The 19,713-nt window shown below is 39.4% G+C and carries 17 protein-coding genes; 13 read left to right on the top strand and 4 right to left on the bottom strand.

Annotated elements, in window-relative coordinates; translation table 11 throughout:
- The first annotated feature begins 230 nt into the window (after window positions 1-230).
- The gene (gene rlmJ, locus L655_RS0116325) at window positions 231-1,070 is read left to right on the top strand and encodes a 23S rRNA (adenine(2030)-N(6))-methyltransferase RlmJ (RefSeq protein ID WP_024605604.1); all 840 of its coding nucleotides are present in this window, start codon (window positions 231-233) and stop codon (window positions 1,068-1,070) included.
- A 105-nt stretch (window positions 1,071-1,175) separates the two neighbouring features.
- Here the strand turns inward: rlmJ and L655_RS0116320 are convergent, their stop codons facing one another.
- The 3 genes from L655_RS0116320 to L655_RS01000000125765 all read right to left on the bottom strand — a co-directional run bounded on the left by L655_RS0116320 (window position 1,176) and on the right by L655_RS01000000125765 (window position 3,000).
- Entirely contained in the window at window positions 1,176-1,994 is an 819-nt protein-coding gene (locus L655_RS0116320) for an META domain-containing protein (protein ID WP_024605603.1), read from the bottom strand.
- A 121-nt stretch (window positions 1,995-2,115) separates the two neighbouring features.
- Entirely contained in the window at window positions 2,116-2,682 is a 567-nt protein-coding gene (locus tag L655_RS0116315) for an alkylphosphonate utilization protein (RefSeq protein ID WP_024605602.1), read from the bottom strand.
- Between the two features lie 78 nt (window positions 2,683-2,760).
- On the bottom strand, window positions 2,761-3,000 hold the full coding sequence (locus tag L655_RS01000000125765; protein ID WP_033012094.1) for a hypothetical protein: 240 nt from the start codon (window positions 2,998-3,000) through the stop codon (window positions 2,761-2,763).
- A 150-nt stretch (window positions 3,001-3,150) separates the two neighbouring features.
- Between L655_RS01000000125765 and L655_RS0116310 the strand changes: the two genes are divergently transcribed.
- The 7 genes from L655_RS0116310 (at window position 3,151) to L655_RS0116280 (ending at window position 12,333) form a co-directional block, all read left to right on the top strand.
- Window positions 3,151-4,416 carry an EAL domain-containing protein gene (locus tag L655_RS0116310; protein WP_024605601.1) on the top strand — a complete coding sequence of 422 codons (1,266 nt, stop codon included), beginning with the start codon at window positions 3,151-3,153 and terminating at the stop codon, window positions 4,414-4,416.
- Between the two features lie 2 nt (window positions 4,417-4,418).
- Window positions 4,419-5,033, top strand: coding sequence for a paraquat-inducible protein A (locus L655_RS0116305; RefSeq protein ID WP_024605600.1), 615 nt, complete (start codon window positions 4,419-4,421; stop codon window positions 5,031-5,033).
- A 94-nt stretch (window positions 5,034-5,127) separates the two neighbouring features.
- Window positions 5,128-5,490: a hypothetical protein gene (locus L655_RS0116300; protein ID WP_225913250.1), complete on the top strand. Its 363-nt coding sequence runs from the start codon at window positions 5,128-5,130 to the stop codon at window positions 5,488-5,490.
- Window positions 5,491-5,602: 112 nt separating this feature from the next.
- Window positions 5,603-6,979 (top strand): TolC family protein, encoded by a 1,377-nt coding sequence (locus L655_RS0116295; protein WP_024605599.1) that lies wholly within the window; start codon window positions 5,603-5,605, stop codon window positions 6,977-6,979.
- Complete coding sequence (locus L655_RS0116290) at window positions 6,969-8,549, top strand: efflux RND transporter periplasmic adaptor subunit (RefSeq protein WP_024605598.1); 1,581 nt, start codon at window positions 6,969-6,971, stop codon at window positions 8,547-8,549. The genes L655_RS0116295 and L655_RS0116290 overlap by 11 nt, the downstream gene beginning before the upstream one ends.
- Window positions 8,550-8,557: 8 nt before the next feature.
- Window positions 8,558-11,677 carry an efflux RND transporter permease subunit gene (locus tag L655_RS0116285; protein WP_024605597.1) on the top strand — a complete coding sequence of 1,040 codons (3,120 nt, stop codon included), beginning with the start codon at window positions 8,558-8,560 and terminating at the stop codon, window positions 11,675-11,677.
- Window positions 11,678-11,877: 200 nt separating this feature from the next.
- Window positions 11,878-12,333, top strand: a complete 456-nt coding sequence (locus L655_RS0116280) for a hypothetical protein (protein WP_002957844.1) — start codon at window positions 11,878-11,880, stop codon at window positions 12,331-12,333.
- A gap of 136 nt (window positions 12,334-12,469) precedes the next feature.
- On the opposite strand, the gene L655_RS0116275 is transcribed toward L655_RS0116280, so the two are convergent.
- The gene (locus tag L655_RS0116275; RefSeq protein WP_002957843.1) at window positions 12,470-12,976 is read right to left on the bottom strand and encodes an ACT domain-containing protein; all 507 of its coding nucleotides are present in this window, start codon (window positions 12,974-12,976) and stop codon (window positions 12,470-12,472) included.
- A gap of 379 nt (window positions 12,977-13,355) precedes the next feature.
- Here L655_RS0116275 and L655_RS0116270 point away from each other — a divergent pair, with 379 nt between their 5' ends.
- The 5 genes from L655_RS0116270 to L655_RS0116250 all read left to right on the top strand — a co-directional run bounded on the left by L655_RS0116270 (window position 13,356) and on the right by L655_RS0116250 (window position 19,686).
- On the top strand, window positions 13,356-15,590 hold the full coding sequence (locus tag L655_RS0116270) for an ABC transporter permease subunit (protein WP_024605596.1): 2,235 nt from the start codon (window positions 13,356-13,358) through the stop codon (window positions 15,588-15,590).
- Window positions 15,591-15,605: 15 nt separating this feature from the next.
- Window positions 15,606-17,255: a phosphate ABC transporter permease PstA gene (gene pstA, locus L655_RS0116265; RefSeq protein ID WP_002957841.1), complete on the top strand. Its 1,650-nt coding sequence runs from the start codon at window positions 15,606-15,608 to the stop codon at window positions 17,253-17,255.
- A gap of 27 nt (window positions 17,256-17,282) precedes the next feature.
- A complete protein-coding gene (gene pstB / locus L655_RS0116260; protein WP_002957840.1) occupies window positions 17,283-18,110 on the top strand; it encodes a phosphate ABC transporter ATP-binding protein PstB in 828 nt (275 codons plus the stop codon).
- A 46-nt stretch (window positions 18,111-18,156) separates the two neighbouring features.
- Window positions 18,157-18,858 carry a phosphate signaling complex protein PhoU gene (phoU, locus tag L655_RS0116255; protein WP_007586465.1) on the top strand — a complete coding sequence of 234 codons (702 nt, stop codon included), beginning with the start codon at window positions 18,157-18,159 and terminating at the stop codon, window positions 18,856-18,858.
- 150 nt (window positions 18,859-19,008) lie between these two features.
- Window positions 19,009-19,686, top strand: coding sequence for a TIGR00153 family protein (locus L655_RS0116250; protein WP_002957838.1), 678 nt, complete (start codon window positions 19,009-19,011; stop codon window positions 19,684-19,686).
- Window positions 19,687-19,713: the final 27 nt, after the last annotated feature.

Here is a 19,713-nt window from a genome sequence, read left to right as displayed (position 1 = left end):
TCATATAACTGTAATTAATGTCATGCAAATGTAAAGCAAAGTGTGTTGATTTGCCAGCATTTACGGTGGTTTTAGCTGATTTTTCTTCTGTGTTAAGGGATAATTCAGCATATGAGCTTTTTCATTCAGAAATGGTTCACTTTAACACTCTCTTATCTTGGTGTAAGTTGCCAAAGCCTAGTGCTTATGGTTCACTTACGATATTAAATTGCGTATGGCGAAAATAAATAATGCTTAGTTACAGACACTCATTTCATGCGGGTAATCCTGCCGATGTACTTAAACATTTAGTACTGGCACAAGTACTAAATTATCAAACAATTAAAGATAAACCGCTTGATTATATAGACACGCATTCAGGTGCTGGCTTTTTTGAACTGGCAGCTGCTGATGCGCAAAAAACGCAAGAGTATCAAGATGGTATTGAAAAACTTTGGCAACATAAAAGTGAACATGCTGAGCTTAATGAGTACATTGAATTAATTAAGTCATTTAACGACACTGACGAACTTGCATTTTATCCAGGTTCACCAAAAATTGCAGAGCATTACTTGCGCCGCCAAGATAAGGGCTGGTTTTTTGAATTGCACCCGCGCGATTTATTATTACTTGAAGAAAACATGCAAGGTAAGCGCTCTATTCGTGTACGTGGAGAAGATGGCTTTACCGGCTTAGTAGGATTATTACCACCAGCATCTCGCAGAGCGTGTGTGTTAATTGACCCTCCGTACGAAATTAAAGATGACTACGAAACGGTTGTAAAAACCTTAGTTAAAGCTCATCAGCGTTTTGCTACAGGTACTTATATGATTTGGTATCCGGTAGTAGACAGAGAGCGCATTGATAATATGGAGCAGGGCTTAATTGATTCAGGAATGCGCAACATTCAGTTATTTGAATTAGGCACTGAAGCGGATACTGACGTACACGGTATGACAGCATCGGGCATGATTGTAATTAATCCTCCATGGAAGCTAAAGCAAACAATGGATGCAATAATGCCTGAACTTGTTAGTTTGTTAAGTGAGCCAAGTGGTTTTTACAGAAGTGAACAACTCGTTGATGAGTAACTTTAAATAGCGCTTATAACGAATAATAAAATGCCCAGCTTTGCTGGGCATTTTATTTAAAATCAATACGAATGTGTTAGGTAATATATATAAGGGAGCTAAATATTAATTAAAATAAACCGCACTAAAAGTAGCAAGCGTATTACCGCGACTGTTTTTAAGTTTTAGTGATTCACCTGTTATTTCCCACTTTGAAGTTTTGCTAAGTACGTCAGACATAGCCGCTTCTTGGCTCATATTATCCGAGCACATCTTTTTTGTACTTGCTAGCTGACTAAGTGTAATTGTTTGCTGCTCGGTGCTATAGCTTCCGCTAAAATTATTACAGCCTAAAAAGCCATTAACGCGGTGGTCTTTATTGAACTGAATGAATGGTTCTTTAGTTGTAACATTCACAGTTTGAGCATTTATTGTTATTGCTTTCCAGTAAGTATTTGTGAGTGTTACATCGGGTTTTTGAGTCGACACTTTTGAAAGCTCAATTTTATAGGGGCCAGTTAGCTGTGATTCTCTAAATGGGTCGTTATTTGTGGTACTTGTGTAAAGTACTTTGTCTTTATTTATTATTCTGGCGCTTAGGCTATAGCGGTGTTTATCGTTAACTTTACTGGAATCATAAGTTAGCTCTACAGTAAATGGTGGGGTTTGGGTAATATCAATCACTTCTTGAGTTATTATATCTGCTTTTACATCCATTTTAGATACATCCGAAAGCGTAACTATTAACTGTGAATCGGGGCGAAGCATACTGCGATCTTTGTAGCTAACTTGGGTAGTTAGAGTCGATATTGATTTTGCTTGCTCTGTATTTTCAGTCGGCTTTGTTTGTTGATCACAACCGGTTATAGCAAAAGCGCTCAGTGCTAATAAACTAAGTCCTGTAAGTGCTTTTTTACGTGAATGTACTGCTTGATGCTTTTCCATGTTTGTTAACCTTACTCAATATTATCCCCCTAGTGTATTACCTAGTGACTTAATCATTCCTTAACTTATTTTAAACATAAAAAAAGGCGCATTAGCGCCTTTAATAATTAAAAACAAACGATTATTTTTTAACAAACTTAGTTAAAATAACAATGCGCTGGCCGTCAACTCGCCCTTCAATATGATCAGGGTTGCTGGTTAGGCCAATATTACGAACAGCTGTTCCACGTTTAGCGGTAAGGCTACTGCCTTTAACATCTAAGTCTTTAATTAGGGTAACAGTATCGCCTGCTTGAAGTACTACACCGTTGCTATCTACATGCTTTAAATCGTCATCTTCGGCAAGTGCTTTTTTAGCCCACGTTAGCGTGTCTTCTTCAAGGTAAATCATGTCTAGCGCATCTTGTGCCCAGCCATTATCAGGCGCTAAACGAGAAAGCATTCTGTAAGCTACAACTTGTACTGCAGGAGTTTGGCTCCACATGCTATCGTTTAAACAGTGCCAATGTGTAGGCGTTATTTCGCTGTTATTCTCGATTTGATCTTTACATGTTTGACACGTGTAAATACATTTATCTGAGTGGGTTTCAGTTACCGGTGGTACTTCATAAACAGATAAGTTCTCGGTGGCTGCACACAATTCACATTGATTACTACTACGTTCGATTAAGGCTTTTTCAATACTCATGGGGCTCTTTCTGGTTCTGGTCGAGTTAACATTTGCTGCTATTATACTCCAAAACACGAGCTCTGCGCCATTAGTCCCTTAATTTTGTGTGGGTATATTACTCATACACTTATCTTTAATACTTTTTATATAGCCTTGAGTGCTTTTTTGATTATTCCGGGAGGGAATGCCTGGTTTGGCTGAATCGTTTGTATAAAATGGATAATGCTTGCCAGATGCACCCACATTATATTTTAAGGGCGTGGTGTTAGGCTTTGCTAAAGTTGAAAATATAAATAGCAAAAGACAAACTTTTAATATCTGAAAAAAGTTGGTCAAAGCTCCACCTTTTATATTAAAGTTATTATATGAGTATTGTGTAGTTTTAGCTGTTTTGTAATGGTTACTATGTTTATCTTATGCGAGTTGCATTAAAGTACACGTATTATTGGCTGTTTTGCCATCTCTTATTTATAGGTTTAGAGCCAAGTGAAATTAAATAACATACCTGATGAGGTACAAAAAATAACTCAGTTTGTCGCCCGGCAACCTATTTTTGATATAGATCAGAATGTTTTCTCATACGAACTACTCTATCGAGATTCAGCCAATAATGCGTTTCCTGTGGGCACTTCTGATGTGCATGCGACAAGCCGCCTGTTTTTTAATGCATTAATGTTGGTAGGTTTAGATAGACTTACCGCGCATCATTTAGCTTTTATAAACTTGTCATCAGAAACTATTCTCGATAACTTTCCCAAACTTTTATTGCCAGAAAATAGTGTTATTGAAATAGTAGAGCGCACGGGTAATATTCCTGCGGTTGCTGAGCGTGTGCAAGAACTTAAAAAAGAAGGGTATGTTTTTGCACTTGATGATTACGATGGCGATCCAAAATGGGAGCCACTATTAGCACATGTTGATTACATAAAAATTGAGATAGATGATCCGGTTATTAAAACCAATATGCGCATTAAAAAAATAAAACGCGCAAATCCACATGCAAAAATAATTGTTGAACGAATAGAGACGCATGAACAATTTAATATATTAAAATTGGCAGGCTGTGATTTATTTCAGGGGTTCTTTTTTTCTCGCCCAGAAATGATTACGTATAAAGGTGTAGAGCCTTCAAAGTTAACTGTTTTTGATCTATTGCGTTTTACAGCAAAACAAACACTTTGCTTTAAAGAAGTTCATCAACGTGTGGCCAGAGATGTCGCCATAACAGCGCGAGTTTTAAAGTTAGCTAATGCGCGTTCAGGTAAAGCAAATTTAGTCATTACTTCTATTTCGCAGGCTGTTATTTATTTAGGTGAAGACACAATAAGGCAATTTGTTCGTGTATTAGCAATTAGTGAGTTGGGGGTCGCAAAGCCAACAGAATTAACTAAGCTTGCTTTAACGCGAGCGCAATTTATGTCGCTTATTTTGGAGCAAAACAACAGCGATTTGACAGAACAAGGTTACTTAGTCGGTCTATTTTCTGTGCTTGATGCTATTTTAGATGCTGATTTAAAAGATATAGTTAATGAATTTACCTTGGATGCAGCTATATCAGATGCTTTGTTACTTGAAAAAGGTATTTTAGGTGAATGTTTATCATTAATAAAAGAGTTTGAAGTAGATAATATTGATAAAGCGATGATTCAGTTGGCTAAAATAAATCCTGACCTACATGTTGGGCATATGTTTAATTTTTTACTGGATGCTGTTTTATACAGTGATGATATTATTGAGGCGATAGCAGAATAAATATGCGTAATTGGTTGTCGGTTATAAGTGTAGTGGTTGCTCTTTTTTTATTGTTTCCTGGTATTACAAAACCAGTATTAACAATAGAGGGCAACATAGATAAATCAAAACTAGCGCAAGCGGGTATTGAAATGCTGGCTGAAGAGGGCGATGGTCGCACTCGCAGCATGCTAATGATGTTCTCGAACATGCTAGGGCTCGATAAGTTAGAAGGTGAGATTAGCGCCTATAACAAAACACAAAGTATTTTAGGCACAGTTAAAGAGCTTGCTAGCAATAATAATTTATTTGTAGCCGCTTTAGTGGGGTTGTTTTCTATTGTTATTCCAAGCTTAAAGCTATTATTACAGTTGCTTTATTGTTGCCTACCTTTGAATGGGTTTAAGCAAAAGCTCGGTCTGGTTATTTGTGCATTAAGTAAGTGGAGCATGGTTGATGTATTTGTTATTGCATTAATAGTGACTTACTTAGCAGGTAACGCCCATGGTAAAAGTGGCGAGCTACTTGTTATGAATGCACAATTTGGTGAAGGGTTTTGGTATTTTAGCGCATATTGTATATTTGCAATTATCGCGAGTAACTTAATTAAAACACCTGCTAAACCGCAGTCTACATAATTAAAGTATTTGTGGTTGCCGTTAGGTTACCTTACAATCATTTTAAAGTTTATTAAAAGGCATAATGTTGCAACGTTTTTACTCTAGTTTACTCATGATAACTTTACTGCTCACTTTTGTGGGTCAGGCAGTTGCGTCTGTAGCTATGGTATGCGAAATGCCACATATGCCAACTAAGACAGCAACGCATGCCCAAATGCCAATGACACAAAGTAGTGATGCAACAGCTGTCGTTAGCATGTCTGAAAATATGATGCAGATGGATTGTTGCGACGACGAAAGTACGCCACAAAATGACTGTAAATGCCCTATGAGTGGCTGCGCTGCTAACTCAATGCTTAATGTTGATACTTTATTTAGCGTTACTTTACTTGAATCTGAAAAAGTAAATGTACGTGTATTTACTACACAAATTAATATACCTCGTTCACTCTACCGCCCTCCTATGTCTGCTTAATAGCAGGATAGGTGTATGTAAAAATTGCGGTAACCCCGTTTATTGGTAACTCCTAAACACCTTTTTTGCTTCCTAATTTAAGATTTTCTTTTATTTTTAGATGGAGCAGGTGATGAACCACGCTGTAAGTATTAAAGTCGTATTATGTAGTGTTGTGTTATTTAGCACAGCTGTTAATGCGCAAAACAATTCAAATAACCTAAATATCGATACGCTAAAGCAAGCCCGCAATGAGCAAACGCTTAGCTTAACGCAAGCGCTTAATTATGCACTAACGCATGAGCCATGGCTAAAAGCGAGTGGCTACCAAGAAGATGCCACAATAGCGCAAAGTATTGCCGCAGGCTCCTTACCCGATCCTGTTTTAACGGTTGGCTTACTTAACTTACCTACTAACGGTTATGCGTTTGATCAAGAAGGGATGACGCAGCTTAAAGTCGATTTGAGCCAAAAGTTTAGCCGAGGGAATAGTTTAGCGCTTAAACAAAAGGCATTAGCTCAGTCTGCTCAACAATATTCTTGGCAGCGCGCCGATCGCTTAGCACAAGTAAAAGCAATTGTGATTGAGTCGTGGTTAAACGCGTATCGTGCTCAGCGAAGTATTGCTTTAATTGAGCAAGATAAAGGGCTATTTACTCAGCTTATTGAAGTTACCGAAGCAAGCTACGCAAGTACCTTAGGTAAAACACGCCAGCAAGATATTATTCGTGCGCAATTAGAACTCACTCGCCTTGAAGATAAGCTGGTTATGCTTGAGCAGCAATTTGAAAGTGCTAAAAACCGTTTAGCACAGTGGTTACCTATGAATATGCTTATGCAGCCTTTAAATGCCGAATTTACTAAAACCACAGGGCTGGTTGATTTTGCAAACCTTGAATTTGATAAATTAATACAGTTGCTTATGGCGCATCCCGCAATTATTGCGATAGAAAAAACCGTCACCGCAAAGCAAACCGAAGTTGCACTCGCCAAGCAAAGTTACAAACCTCAAATGGGCGTTAATGTGGGTTATGGTTACCGAGATGAAACGCCTATGGGGGAGTCGCGAGCTGATTTACTTTCAGTAGGATTTAGCATTGATTTGCCATTGTTTACTGATAACAGACAAGATCAACAGGTTAAATCGGCTATTGCTAGTGCAGAAGCGACTAAAACACAAAAGCTGGTGGCGCTTCAAAAACTCAAAGGCATGTACTTTAAGGAGTTTAGCCAACTCGCTCGTTTGCAAAAACGCGATGCGCTTTATCAAAATACGTTATTACCGCAAATGTCAGAGCAATCTCAGGCAACACTTAATGCTTATACGCGCGACGATGGGGATTTTTCTGACGTGATGCGCGCGCGCATTAGTGAGCTTAACGCCAAAATAGACGCACTTAATATTCAAGTAGATCAACATATTATTACCGCCCGCCTTAATTATTATGCAAGTAGCTTAGACACCCAAGTAATGAGCGATCAAACTGGAGAATTACACAATGAATACTAATTTAAAGTTACTTGTTGTCGCCTTAGTTGGCGCAGGCGCCTTTGGGTTAATAGGCGGCTTAGTAATGCAATTTTTACCTAGCAACTCGCCAAAGAATGAACAGCAAAATGCTAACAAACAACCCTTATATTGGGTAGCCCCTATGGATAGTAATTACAGGCGTGACACGCCAGGGCTTTCTCCAATGGGAATGGATTTAGTACCTGTGTATGAAAACGATAGCAACGCTCAGGATGGACCAGGTGCAGTAACTATTTCGCCTGCAGTCATCAATAACTTGGGTGTAAGAACTGCCAAAGTAGAGCTTAAAACACTTCACAGCGATATAAATACTGTGGGTTATGTGCAATATAACCAAGACCAACTTATTCACATTCATCCGCGTGTAGAGGGCTGGATTGAAAGTTTATATGTTAAAGCGCAAGGTGCACAAGTTAAAGCCGGTGAGCCTTTATATACTTTGTATTCCCCACAATTGGTGAATGCACAGGAAGAATTTTTACTGGCGGTTAATCGTGATAATACCGTGTTAATTCGCGCAGCAAAGGCACGTTTAGAGTCGTTAAATGTGTCTGATGGATTTATCGAGCGCTTACAAAAAAATAAAAAGATAATGCAAAATATTACTTTTTACGCAAAGCAAAGTGGTGTGGTAGATGAGCTAACAGTACGAGAAGGCTTTTACGTTAAACCAGGCACATCAATGATGAGTATTGCTCAGCTTGATGAAATTTGGGTAGAGGCAGAAGTGTTTGAACGCCAATCAGAACAAGTGAGCGTGGGCTTGCCCGTTACAATGACGCTTGATTACTTAAAAGGTCAAAAGTGGGAAGGTAAGGTTGATTACATTTACCCCGCGCTTGATGCTAAAAACCGAACGCTGCGTGTAAGACTCAGGTTTGAAAATGCAGATCATCGGTTAAAACCAAATATGTTTGCACAAGTGAGCATTCACGCTAAGGCGAGTAAAGCGCAATTTACAGTCCCTAAAGAAGCGGTAATTCGCACGCAGCATCAAAACCGTGTGGTTATTGCATTAGGTGAGGGTCGTTTTAAATCGGTAGAAGTCGAAGTTGGGCAAATTAATAGTAATGAAGCGGTCATTTTGTCAGGTTTAAAGACAGGTGACACGGTAGTGACCTCAGCGCAATTTTTAATAGATTCTGAGTCAAGTAAGAGCTCCGACTTTAAACGAATGGAAATACCTAGTTCTGCTATCAGCTCAGGTATGAGTTCGGATTCTGGTTCAGACTCAAATATGAACATGGATATGCAGCCACAAAGCGCCACGGTTAACGGCACTATTAATGCCATAGATACACAAAATCGCATTATAAATATTAGTCGAGAAGCCATTGAAAAATGGAATCGAGAACCCGCCACAATGGACTTTGTATTAGCGCCAGATATTGATATTACCAAGTTTGAAAATGCCCAGCATATTAATTTTACTTTTAGCATTATTAATGATGAATTTGTAATTACTAAAGCGCAAAACGCAGAGCTGATTGATCATTCTACTATGCAACCTATGCAACCTATGCAACCTATGCAACACAGTTCTCACTAGGAGCCATTATGATAACTGCCATTATTCGCTGGTCTGTTGGCAATCGCTTTTTTGTGTTGTTGCTTACATTAATTTTACTAGGTGGAGGGTTGTTTGCACTAAAAAATACGCCCGTGGATGCCTTGCCTGACTTATCTGATGTTCAGGTCATTGTAAAAACCACTTACTCGGGGCAAGCGCCGCAAGTAGTGCAAGACCAAGTTACATTTCCGCTCACCACTGCAATGCTTTCTGTGCCGGGTGCACAAACTGTAAGGGGTTTTTCGTTTTTTGGTGACTCGTACGTTTACGTTATTTTTGACGAAAAAACTGATTTGTATTGGGCGCGTAGCCGAGTACAAGAATACCTAAGCCAAGTAGCAAGCCGATTGCCCGATAGCGCTACGCCAGAGCTTGGCCCTGATGCAACAGGCGTAGGTTGGATTTACTTATACGCACTAATTGATAAAACAAATAAACACGATATTAGTCAGCTACGAAGCTTACAAGATTGGTTTTTAAAGTTTGAGCTACAAACTGTGCCAGGAGTCTCTGAAGTGGCTGCTGTTGGTGGCATGGTTAAGCAATACCAAGTCAATGTAGAGCCTGATAAATTACGTGCATATGGTATCCCGCTTAGCCTTATTCAAACGGCGATTCAACAAGGCAACCAAGAGATGGGCGCCTCGGTAGTTGAAATGGCTGAAGCTGAATACATGGTAACAAGCACAGGCTACATTAAAAGTGTTGCCGACCTAGAAGCTATTCCGCTTGGTGTAAACGCTAATGGTACTGCGCTGCAATTGCGTGATGTAGCCGATATTAGAGTCGGGCCGCAAATGCGCCGTGGTATTGCAGAGCTTAATGGCGAAGGCGAAGTAACCGGCGGCATCGTTATTATGCGCTATGGCGAAAATGCACAAAAAACCATTGAGCTGGTAAAAGCAAAATTAGAATCGCTTAAAAAGGGATTACCAGAGGGCGTTGAAATAGTCCCTGTGTACGATCGCTCCAACTTAATAAATAACGCAGTAGATAATCTAACAAGTAAGCTAATTGAAGAGCTGATTGTAGTTGCTTTAGTGTGTGTGGTGTTTTTGTTTCATGTGCGCTCATCATTGGTGGCGATTATTACGTTACCGCTTGGGATTTTAACGGCATTTATAATTATGTATTGGCAGGGGATTAACGCCAATATTATGTCTTTAGGGGGAATTGCAATAGCGATAGGCGCAATGACCGACGGCGCTATCGTCATGATTGAAAATATGCACAAACATATGGAAAAAACGCCACTTACCAACGAAAACCGCTGGGAAGTTGTGGCTAAATCGGCGAGTGAAGTGGGTCCTGCATTATTTTTTAGTTTATTAATTATTACCGTCAGCTTTATGCCGGTATTTATTTTAGAAGCGCAAGAAGGGCGTATGTTTGCGCCACTGGCTTACACTAAAACCTATGCTATGGCAGCGTCTGCTGGGCTTGCGATTACCTTAGTGCCGGTATTAATGGGTTACTTTATTAGAGGTAAAGTTATTTCGGAGCAAAAAAATCCAGTTAACCGATTACTCGTCGCAGCGTATCGCCCACTACTTAACTGGGTGCTTAAATTTCCAAAAATGACATTGGTACTCGCGGTGGTTGTTTCTGTTATTGGCTTTTACCCGGTAAACAAAATAGGCAGTGAATTTATTCCGCCACTTGATGAGGGCGACTTAATGTATATGCCCACAACGTATCCTGGTTTATCGGTAGGTAAAGCGCGCGAAATACTGCAGCAAACCGACAAGCTAATTGCCACAGTACCCGAGGTTAAAACAGTATTTGGTAAAGTTGGGCGAGCAGAAACTGCAACAGATCCTGCGCCGCTTACAATGATAGAGACGTTTATTCAGCTAAAACCAAAAAACGAATGGCGCGAGGGTATGACGCTTGAAAAACTTAAAAAAGAACTCGACGGTTTGGTTAAGTTTCCGGGGTTGACGAATGCGTGGGTAATGCCAATTAAAACACGTATTGATATGCTCGCAACCGGTATTAAAACTCCCGTGGGCATTAAAGTTGCGGGACCAAAGTTGAGTGAAATTCAAAAAATTGGTCAACAAATAGAAGTGCTTTTAAAAGATGTGCAAGGCACTGCATCGGTTTACTCAGAGCGAGTAGCCGGTGGGCGTTATATAAAAGTAGATATAAACCGAGAAAAAGCGGCGCGTTATAGCTTAAATATTAGCGACATACAGCAAGTTGTATCTACTGCAATAGGTGGTACAAACGTAACACAAACGGTAGAAGGGCAAGAGCGCTACCCAGTTAATTTGCGTTACCCGCAAGCATACAGAGGCTCGCCAGAAGAGCTAATGTTGTTACCTATTGTAACGCCTACAGGGCAGCGTATAGCACTTGGTGATGTAGCTGATGTATTTATTGAAGATGGACCGCCTGGTATAAAAAGCGAAAATGCACGTTTAAACGGTTGGAGTTTTATTGATATAGATGGCGTTGATATTGGTACTTACGTTGAGCACGCTCAGCAAGTGCTCGATAAAGACCTAATACTGCCAGCTGGCTACTCAATTACGTGGGCTGGGCAGTATGAATACATGCAGCGCGCTAAAGACAAACTGACTTATGTATTACCACTTACATTAGCGATTATTATTGTGTTGCTTTATCTTAATTTTAGAAGCTTTGCTGAGGTCACTATTATTATGGCTACGTTGCCACTGGCAATGATTGGTGGCGTATGGCTAATGTATTTAGAGGGCTTTAACTTTTCAGTTGCAGTGGGTGTAGGTTTTATTGCCTTAGCTGGGGTAGCGGTAGAAATTGGGGTCATTATGTTGGTGTATTTAAACCAGGCCTATCAAGAAAAATGCATCGAAGCAGAGCAGGCAGATAAGCCACTTAGTTTAGTGCAACTACAGCAAGCTATTATTGAAGGTGCAGGGCTTCGAGTACGCCCGGTTATGATGACTGTCGCGACAATTATTATTGGCTTGCTACCTGTGCTGTATGGCACAGGCACCGGAAGCGAAGTAATGAGTCGAATAGCTGCACCTATGGTTGGCGGTATGGGCAGTGCAATTGTACTCACCTTACTTGTTATTCCTGCGGTTTACCTACTGTGGCGCAAACAAGGACTTAAATAATATAAAGCAACAAGACGATAGAGCAGTGCGGTTACTACCCACGCATTGCTCTATAAAAATTACCTATAATTTGTAAGTTATTCTATTAAATTGCTAACTAATATCCATTTTAAAATTAACCCTCTGTTTTTAAATGGTTTTTTAATTGGCACGCTTTACGCAGTGTAGTACCTATACAGTCAACTAAGTAAGGAATGCACATGCAAGTTAAAACAATTAAAGAGGTATACGATTGGACCGTTTTGTTTCATACGCAAATGGCGGCTAATTTTCATAGCGTAAAGGATTTACTCGATGAACATAATGCAATGCTGGTGGACTACTACCTAAATTACGAAAAAAAACTCGCTGAAGATTTAGTCGGGTTTAAAGCGATAACCGAAATAAATACGCTCGATACGTACTGTTATGAATACTTTGCTAAAAATCCTGAGCTAATTACTTTCGAAGACATTAGTAAAGACCAGCAATTTGATGAGAAAGTTATTCAAGCTTACTTATCAGAGCAGCATCAAAAGGTAATTGAATTATACGAATACTTACTTGAGCGCGCTGAAACTCAAAGTGGCCAAGAAAAGCTGCAACAAATACTAGAGCTGGAAAAGCAAGGTATAAAGCAAATGATGCAAAGTACGAATCGTCATATGGATATGTAGCTTTATAAGATAACCATTTAAAATAGCCGATGCTTGCATCGGCTTATTTTATGTCTGCGTTAAATAACCCGCAGAGGGCTTTGATAGACTGGCTAAAATAATATGCGTGTCAACGTGTGGCACGCACCTAGGGATGTCAAACTTCTTCTGTATCTACAATTAAATCACTTGTTATTGATTCCAATGCTTCAATGACTTCATCTTTATTCATACCATTGGGTAAAGTAACGGTAGCAACAGCACTAAAAATAGGCACCCCCCAATTAGGCGCACTTTGCTGCCTTGAATTTAAATGAGTAATGTTAGCGCCTTTGTGGCGTATTACACTCGCCAACTCTTGAACAATACCTGGGCGATCGTTACCTGTAATAACCAGATTGATTTGTTCTAATGTTGATGGTTCAATTTCTGTGTTTCCGGTTTCAATTCGAACGTCTAACTTAGGTAACTTATTTAAAGCGCTTTGTAATGATTGAAAGTGTTCCTCAGCAACTTCAAGTTGAATAATACCTGCAAAATGACCTAATAAATGGCTTAAGTTACTGCTTAGCCAGTTGCCATGATTTTGTAACACGACGGATGAGATACTCTCTACTAAACCAGGGCGATCTTGCCCTAGAATAGTTATAACCAACTGCTTCATAAATAATTCTCTTTTTAAGCCCAAAGAAAGTAAATGCATAGGCATTAAGTGTATTGTCTAATCTAAATTGTGTTGTTGTACTTTTTATAAAACGTTGATTTTAAAGTAATAAAAATGAATGTGGTTGTGTTTACTATACGCGGTATTAATAGTCATTCTTTTTTAGTAAGTACTCTTTTAGTATTGACCTCGATAAATGCTTTGTCCAATTATTTTATAATTTAGTTCACTTAAAAATCATCTATATGAGACTTATTTAGCGATTTTCTTCGCTAGTTTTATTTAAAACCGTTTTAACGTGCTTATTATTACTGCTGTAACATTACTGTCATCTTGATGAAATATAATTTATACAACGTTAAGATTTAAGGGTGTTTTGATGACTTCAAATCCGAATAAACCGACTTTTAATACGGATCGAAGCCGTCTATTTAAAGATCGGTTTGCCAAATTTGGTATAACCGCAGGTGGGATAATGGTATTGGTAGCACTGCTATTAATATTTTTTTACCTTCTTTATGTAGTACAGCCAATTTTTGAATCAGCAAAAGTAGAAAAACGCGATAGCTTTCAGGTCGCTAATTCGCAGCAAATAGCAGGCCTAGGTGTAGAAGAGCAAACTGAAGTTGCTTATTTACTCAGTCAGCAAGGGCAGGTTGATTTTTACAGTGTGCAAGATGGCAGCTTTGGTAAAAAGCTTAAAACATTAAACGCCGAGCTACCAAGTGATGCAACAAGCTTTGCAACTAGCGCGCCTTTTCAAGGGCATTATGCGTTTGGTTTAAAAGATGGCACTGTAATGGTCGTAGCACCTAAATTTTTGGTCACCTTTCCTAATAACGAGCGTAAATTAACGCCTCGTTTAGACTTTCCTCTTGGGGAAATGGCTTTGGAAGTAGATGAACAAGGCTCAGCTATTAAACGCTTTGCATTTAGCCACTATGAAGACAGAACAGCCGTTGTCGCACTTACAGAAGACAAACGGGTGCTGTTTAGCAGTTTTGTTGCTGAAGAGAATATGTTTACTGGCGAAGTTGAGTGGGTTGTTGAGCGCACAGAGCTAGATGTTGAAGGGCGTGTAGATGAGCTATTAATGTCTCCAGATACAACCCGTACTTTTGTACGTTCTGCTAATCAAGTTTACGTATACGATACACGTGACCCAAGTGATGTAGAACAAATTCAGTTGCTTTCAGCTAACGAAGAAAATGCCAATATTGTATCTGCACAATTACTAGCAGGTGCAAACTCATTAATGCTTGCCAATGATAACGGCGAAGTTTCGCAGTGGTTTGAAGTTAACACTGACACTGGCCGCGAATATCAAAAAATACGTTCATTTGAAACGACTAAGCAAAGTAAATTAAATGTATTTACAGAGTTCTATCGTCGTACTTTTTTTACGACCAGCAGTAACGGTGAGCTTGGGGTGTACTACACAACAAGCGAAGCAAAATTATGGCAAGGTAAAGTAAGTGAAGGCGCAATACAAAACTTTGCAATTTCACCGCGTTCAAATGCTGCATTAATTTTGGCGGATAACAAACTAACAGTATTAGAAATACATAACGAGCATCCAGAAGTCACTTGGTCAGCGCTTTGGCAAGAAGTGTGGTACGAAGGTTACCCAGAGCCAGGTTATATATGGCAGTCAACATCAGCCAGTGATGACTTTGAATCTAAGTTTTCATTAGTGCCAATTTCGTTTGGTACATTAAAAGCAGCCCTTTACGCGATGTTATTTGCAGTGCCTATTGCGCTTTCGGCGGCAATTTACACGGCATACTTTATGTCGAGTAAATTACGTAAGGTAGTTAAGCCTACTGTTGAAATAATGGAAGCATTACCAACCGTTATTTTAGGTTTTTTAGCCGGTCTTTGGTTAGCTCCATTGATAGAAGAGCACTTACCTGCAATTGTTGGGTTACTCATATTATTACCTTTAGGTATGTTAGCGACAGGTTTAGCTTGGACTAAATTACCAACCAAAATTCGTCATCGAATTCCTGAAGGATCTCATTCAATTATCCTTATTCCGGTCGTTTTACTTATTGGCTGGTTTTCGTTTGCGATGAGTGAATTTGTTGAGCTTTGGATGTTTGACGGCAATGTACGTCAGTACTTAACAAATGAGCTGGGTATGACATTCGATCAACGTAACTCGCTTGTTGTAGGTATTGCGATGGGGTTTGCAGTTATTCCAACTATATTCTCAATTGCAGAAGACGCCGTATTTAGTGTTCCAAAGCATTTATCAAATGGCTCATTAGCATTAGGTGCAACGCAGTGGCAAACACTAATACGTGTTGTATTACTTACAGCAAGCCCTGGTATTTTCTCTGCGGTAATGATGGGACTTGGCCGAGCCGTTGGCGAAACCATGATTGTACTTATGGCAACGGGTAATACACCTATTATGGATTGGAGCATCTTCCAAGGTATGCGTACGCTTGCAGCAAATATTGCAGTTGAAATGCCTGAATCAGAAGTAGGTAGTTCGCATTACAGAATATTGTTCTTAGCGGCCTTTGTACTATTCATATTCACATTCATTTTTAACACAGTCGCTGAGTTTGTTCGCCAGCAACTGCGTGAAAAATATAGCTCAATGTAAGCGGAGAGACATGACATGGTAAAGCAGTGGTTTAAGTCTGGTTCTCCTTGGATTTGGATGACCGGTGGTGCAGTGAGCATCAGTTTAATTTCAGTTTTAGGCTTATTAGCAATGATAGCCTGGAAAGGATTAAGTTTTTTCTGGCCTTCAGAAGTTGTGCAGTTTGAACTTGAAGGGTCAATTTCAAAACAAACCGTTATTGGCGAAGTTTATGACCGTGAATTAGTACCAAAAACGCGTTTAGCCGCGACAGGTATTGACGTTAGCGGATTTGAAAAAGAAGAAATAGAGCGCTTACTTATTAAAACAGGTAATCGTGAGTATGTAGATTTAGACTTTCGTTGGATATTAGAAACCGACATTAAAAATAAAACAACGCCTGCAACGCTTGCTGTATTTGAGCGTAGTAAAAACGGTAATTTTTATGGTTATGTTGAAAGTGTAATTAAAGATGGTAAACCAGTCGAAGGCGATAAAATTGAAGCTCTACATGAACTTGTAGAGCGTGCCGTGGATTTAAACGACGAAGCACTTGATTTACAAAATGGTGACATTGGGCATATTAACTATGAGCTTGAGCGTCTTCGTTTAAAAGAAAAGGGCTACTTACTAGATAACGCACTCACTGATGAACGTGTTGCTGAGCTTGCTCAAGAGCGTGCTGAATTACGTGCGCAGTATGGTGTACTTGAAAAAGATTTATTTGCACTACGTAAACAAGCTAAACGTGACCACGTAACTGTAAAAGATATGCGCGGTGAAGTAGTTACGATTCCAATGTATCAAGTACTTGATGTTTGGTTTCCAAATGATATGGGCTTTTTTGCAAAGCTAGGGCACTACTTTGTGCAGCTAGGTAAGTTTGTATCTGATGACCCACGTGAAGCAAATACAGAGGGCGGTGTTTTCCCTGCTATATTTGGTACTGTGTTTATGGTTATGCTGATGGCTGTAATAGTGACGCCGTTTGGTGTTGTTGCTGCAATTTACTTACACGAGTATGCCGCTAAAAATGCAGTCACTAAGATGATTCGTATTGCGGTGATTAACTTGGCCGGTGTGCCTTCAATTGTGTACGGTGTATTTGGCCTCGGCTTTTTTGTATACATGTTAGGTGGTAGCTTAGACCAATTATTTTACCCTGAAGCGGCACCAACGCCAGTATTTGGTACGCCTGGTGTAATGTGGTCGGCGTTAACGCTTGCTATATTAACTTTGCCAGTTGTTATTGTATCGACTGAGGAAGGCTTATCTCGTATTCCAAGTACCGTACGTGACGGTTCGCTAGCGCTTGGCGCAACAAAGGTTGAAACGTTATGGCGCATAATTATTCCAATGGCAAGCCCTGCAATTATGACTGGTTTAATACTGGCAGTTGCGCGTGCTGCAGGTGAAGTTGCACCATTAATGTTAGTAGGCGTTGTGAAAATGGCCCCTACATTACCACTTGATGGTAACTTCCCGTATTTTCACTTAGATAGAAAGTTCATGCACTTAGGCTTTCATATATACGATGTTGGCTTCCAAAGCCCTAATGTTGAAGCGGCACGTCCGCTGGTATACGCCACTGCCTTTTTATTGGTGTCGGTGATTATTACCCTAAACATAACGGCCATTGGTATACGTAACCATTTACGTGAAAAATTCAGATCGCTTGAACACTAATTAGTAAAGATTTTATAGGTAACAAAAATGATTACAGTCGCTCCACAAGTAAACCAAGCTAATATTGGTCAAAAGTTAGACCTAGAAAATTTAACGGATGATCAAAAAGCGCTAGAGATTAAAGACCTCGATCTTTACTACGGTGATAAGCAGGCGCTTAATAAAGTTAATATGAACATTCCTAAAGGCCAAGTAACTGCGTTTATCGGGCCGTCTGGGTGTGGTAAATCAACATTACTGCGTTGTATTAATCGCATGAATGATTTGGTTGATATTTGCCGTATTGAAGGTGAAATATTACTCCATGGTCAAAATATTTACGATAAGAGCGTAGATGTAGCTGCACTTCGTCGTAATGTAGGCATGGTGTTTCAGCGCCCTAATCCATTTCCTAAATCAATTTATGAAAATGTAGTTTATGGCCTGCGCTTACAAGGCATTAAAGAGAAACGTAAATTAGATGAAGTAGTAGAGCAATCACTTCGTGGTGCTGCTTTGTGGGATGAAGTAAAAGATAGATTGCACGATAGCGCGTTTGGTTTATCGGGTGGTCAGCAACAACGTTTAGTTATAGCTCGCTCAATTGCAATTGAGCCTGAGGTACTTTTACTTGATGAACCAACATCAGCACTCGACCCTATTTCTACTTTGGTAATCGAAGAGCTAATAAACGATTTAAAAAACAAATTTACCGTTGTTATTGTTACGCACAACATGCAACAAGCAGCGCGTGTATCTGATCAAACAGCCTTTATGTATATGGGCGAATTGATTGAATACTCAGACACAAATACCTTATTTACTACACCAACGAAGAAAAAGACTGAAGATTACATTACCGGTCGTTACGGTTAATTAGCCCGTTATAGCGTGTTGTACAAGATTAAAAGAGAAGGTAACTATGGAACATAATATTAATAAGCATATTTCTGGGCGCTTTAACCAAGAACTAGAAAATGTACGTAACCATGTATTGAGTATGGGTGGCTTAGTTGAGCAGCAATTAAATAGCGCACTTGATGCGGTGAGTCGTAACGATGCTGAGCTTGCTCAAAAAGTACGTCAGAACGATTACAAAGTAAATGCAATGGAAGTCAGCATTGATGAAGAGTGTACGCGTATCATTGCTCGTCGTCAGCCTGCAGCAAGTGACTTACGTTTAGTGATTGCAATTGCAAAAACTATTGCAGATTTAGAACGTATTGGCGATGAAGCTGAGCGAATTGCTAAAGTTGCACTAGACTCATTTACTAAAGATCAACAAGACTTGTTAGTAAATATTGAGAATATGGGCCGCCAAGTTCTAAAGATGTTACATGATGTACTAGACGCATTTGCACGTATGGATGTGCAGCGCGCATTTCAAGTACATAAAGAAGATGCAAAAGTTGACCGTGAATATGAAGCTATAACACGTCAAATAATGACTTATATGATGGAAGATCCACGCTCAATCCCTAAAATTATGGACTTAGTTTGGTCTGTTCGTTCATTAGAGCGCATAGGGGATCGCTGTCAAAATATTGCGGAATACATTATTTATTTTGTAAATGGCAAAGATATTCGTCATACATCTCAAGAAGATATAGAAAAATCGCTATGATTTTTTACCTATTTTTCTTTTTTATTAAAGCGGCTTAGTGCCGCTTTGTGCATTGCAAGCCTTAGTGAAGTAATAAAAAGCGTTCACAATCTTGGTTAATACTGTAAAATTCGTGCTGCAAAGCATATCAATTTGATTAAAGGGTCAGTTATGCCTACAAACGCGTTTTTAGGAGTATTTGCAAAATCTCCTATCAAACCAATGGAAGAACACATCAAGAAGGTTCATCAAGCAAGTAAAGCTTTGATACCTTTTTTTAATCACGTATTTAAAGAAGAGTGGGTACAAGCTGAAGAGCTTCGCATCACTATTCGCAATTTAGAACGTGAAGCTGATGATATGAAAAGAGATATACGATTACAATTGCCACGTGGTTTATTCATGCCGGTAGAGCGTACAGATCTTCTCGAATTAGTAACTCAACAAGATAAAATTGCCAATAAAGCAAAAGATATTGCAGGACGAGTGATTGGTCGTGAAATGACCATTCCTAAAGTAATGCAAGCTGATTTCTTAGCTTACTTAACCCGTTGTGTAGATGCGACTAAACAAGCATCTAAAGCAATTAACGAATTAGAAGAATTGCTAGAAACGGGTTTTAAAGGTCGAGAAGTTACCTTAGTAGAAAAAATGTTAGTTGAATTGGATGCCATAGAACAAGACACGGACGAAATGCAGATAAAAGTACGCCGCCAGCTACGTGATGTAGAGGGTGAGTTAAATCCAATTGATGTTATGTTTTTGTACAAAATCATTGAATGGGTTGGCGAGCTTGCAGATATTGCAGAGCGCGTAGGATCACGTCTTGAGCTGATGTTAGCTCGTTAATTTACAATCAGTTCAAACACGAAAGAT

This window comes from Pseudoalteromonas sp. TAE79 (assembly GCF_000498015.1).
Classification (GTDB): domain Bacteria; phylum Pseudomonadota; class Gammaproteobacteria; order Enterobacterales; family Alteromonadaceae; genus Pseudoalteromonas.
The sequence above is the reverse complement of the archived record's forward strand: the minus strand, read 5'-3'. Positions and strand labels throughout refer to the sequence as shown.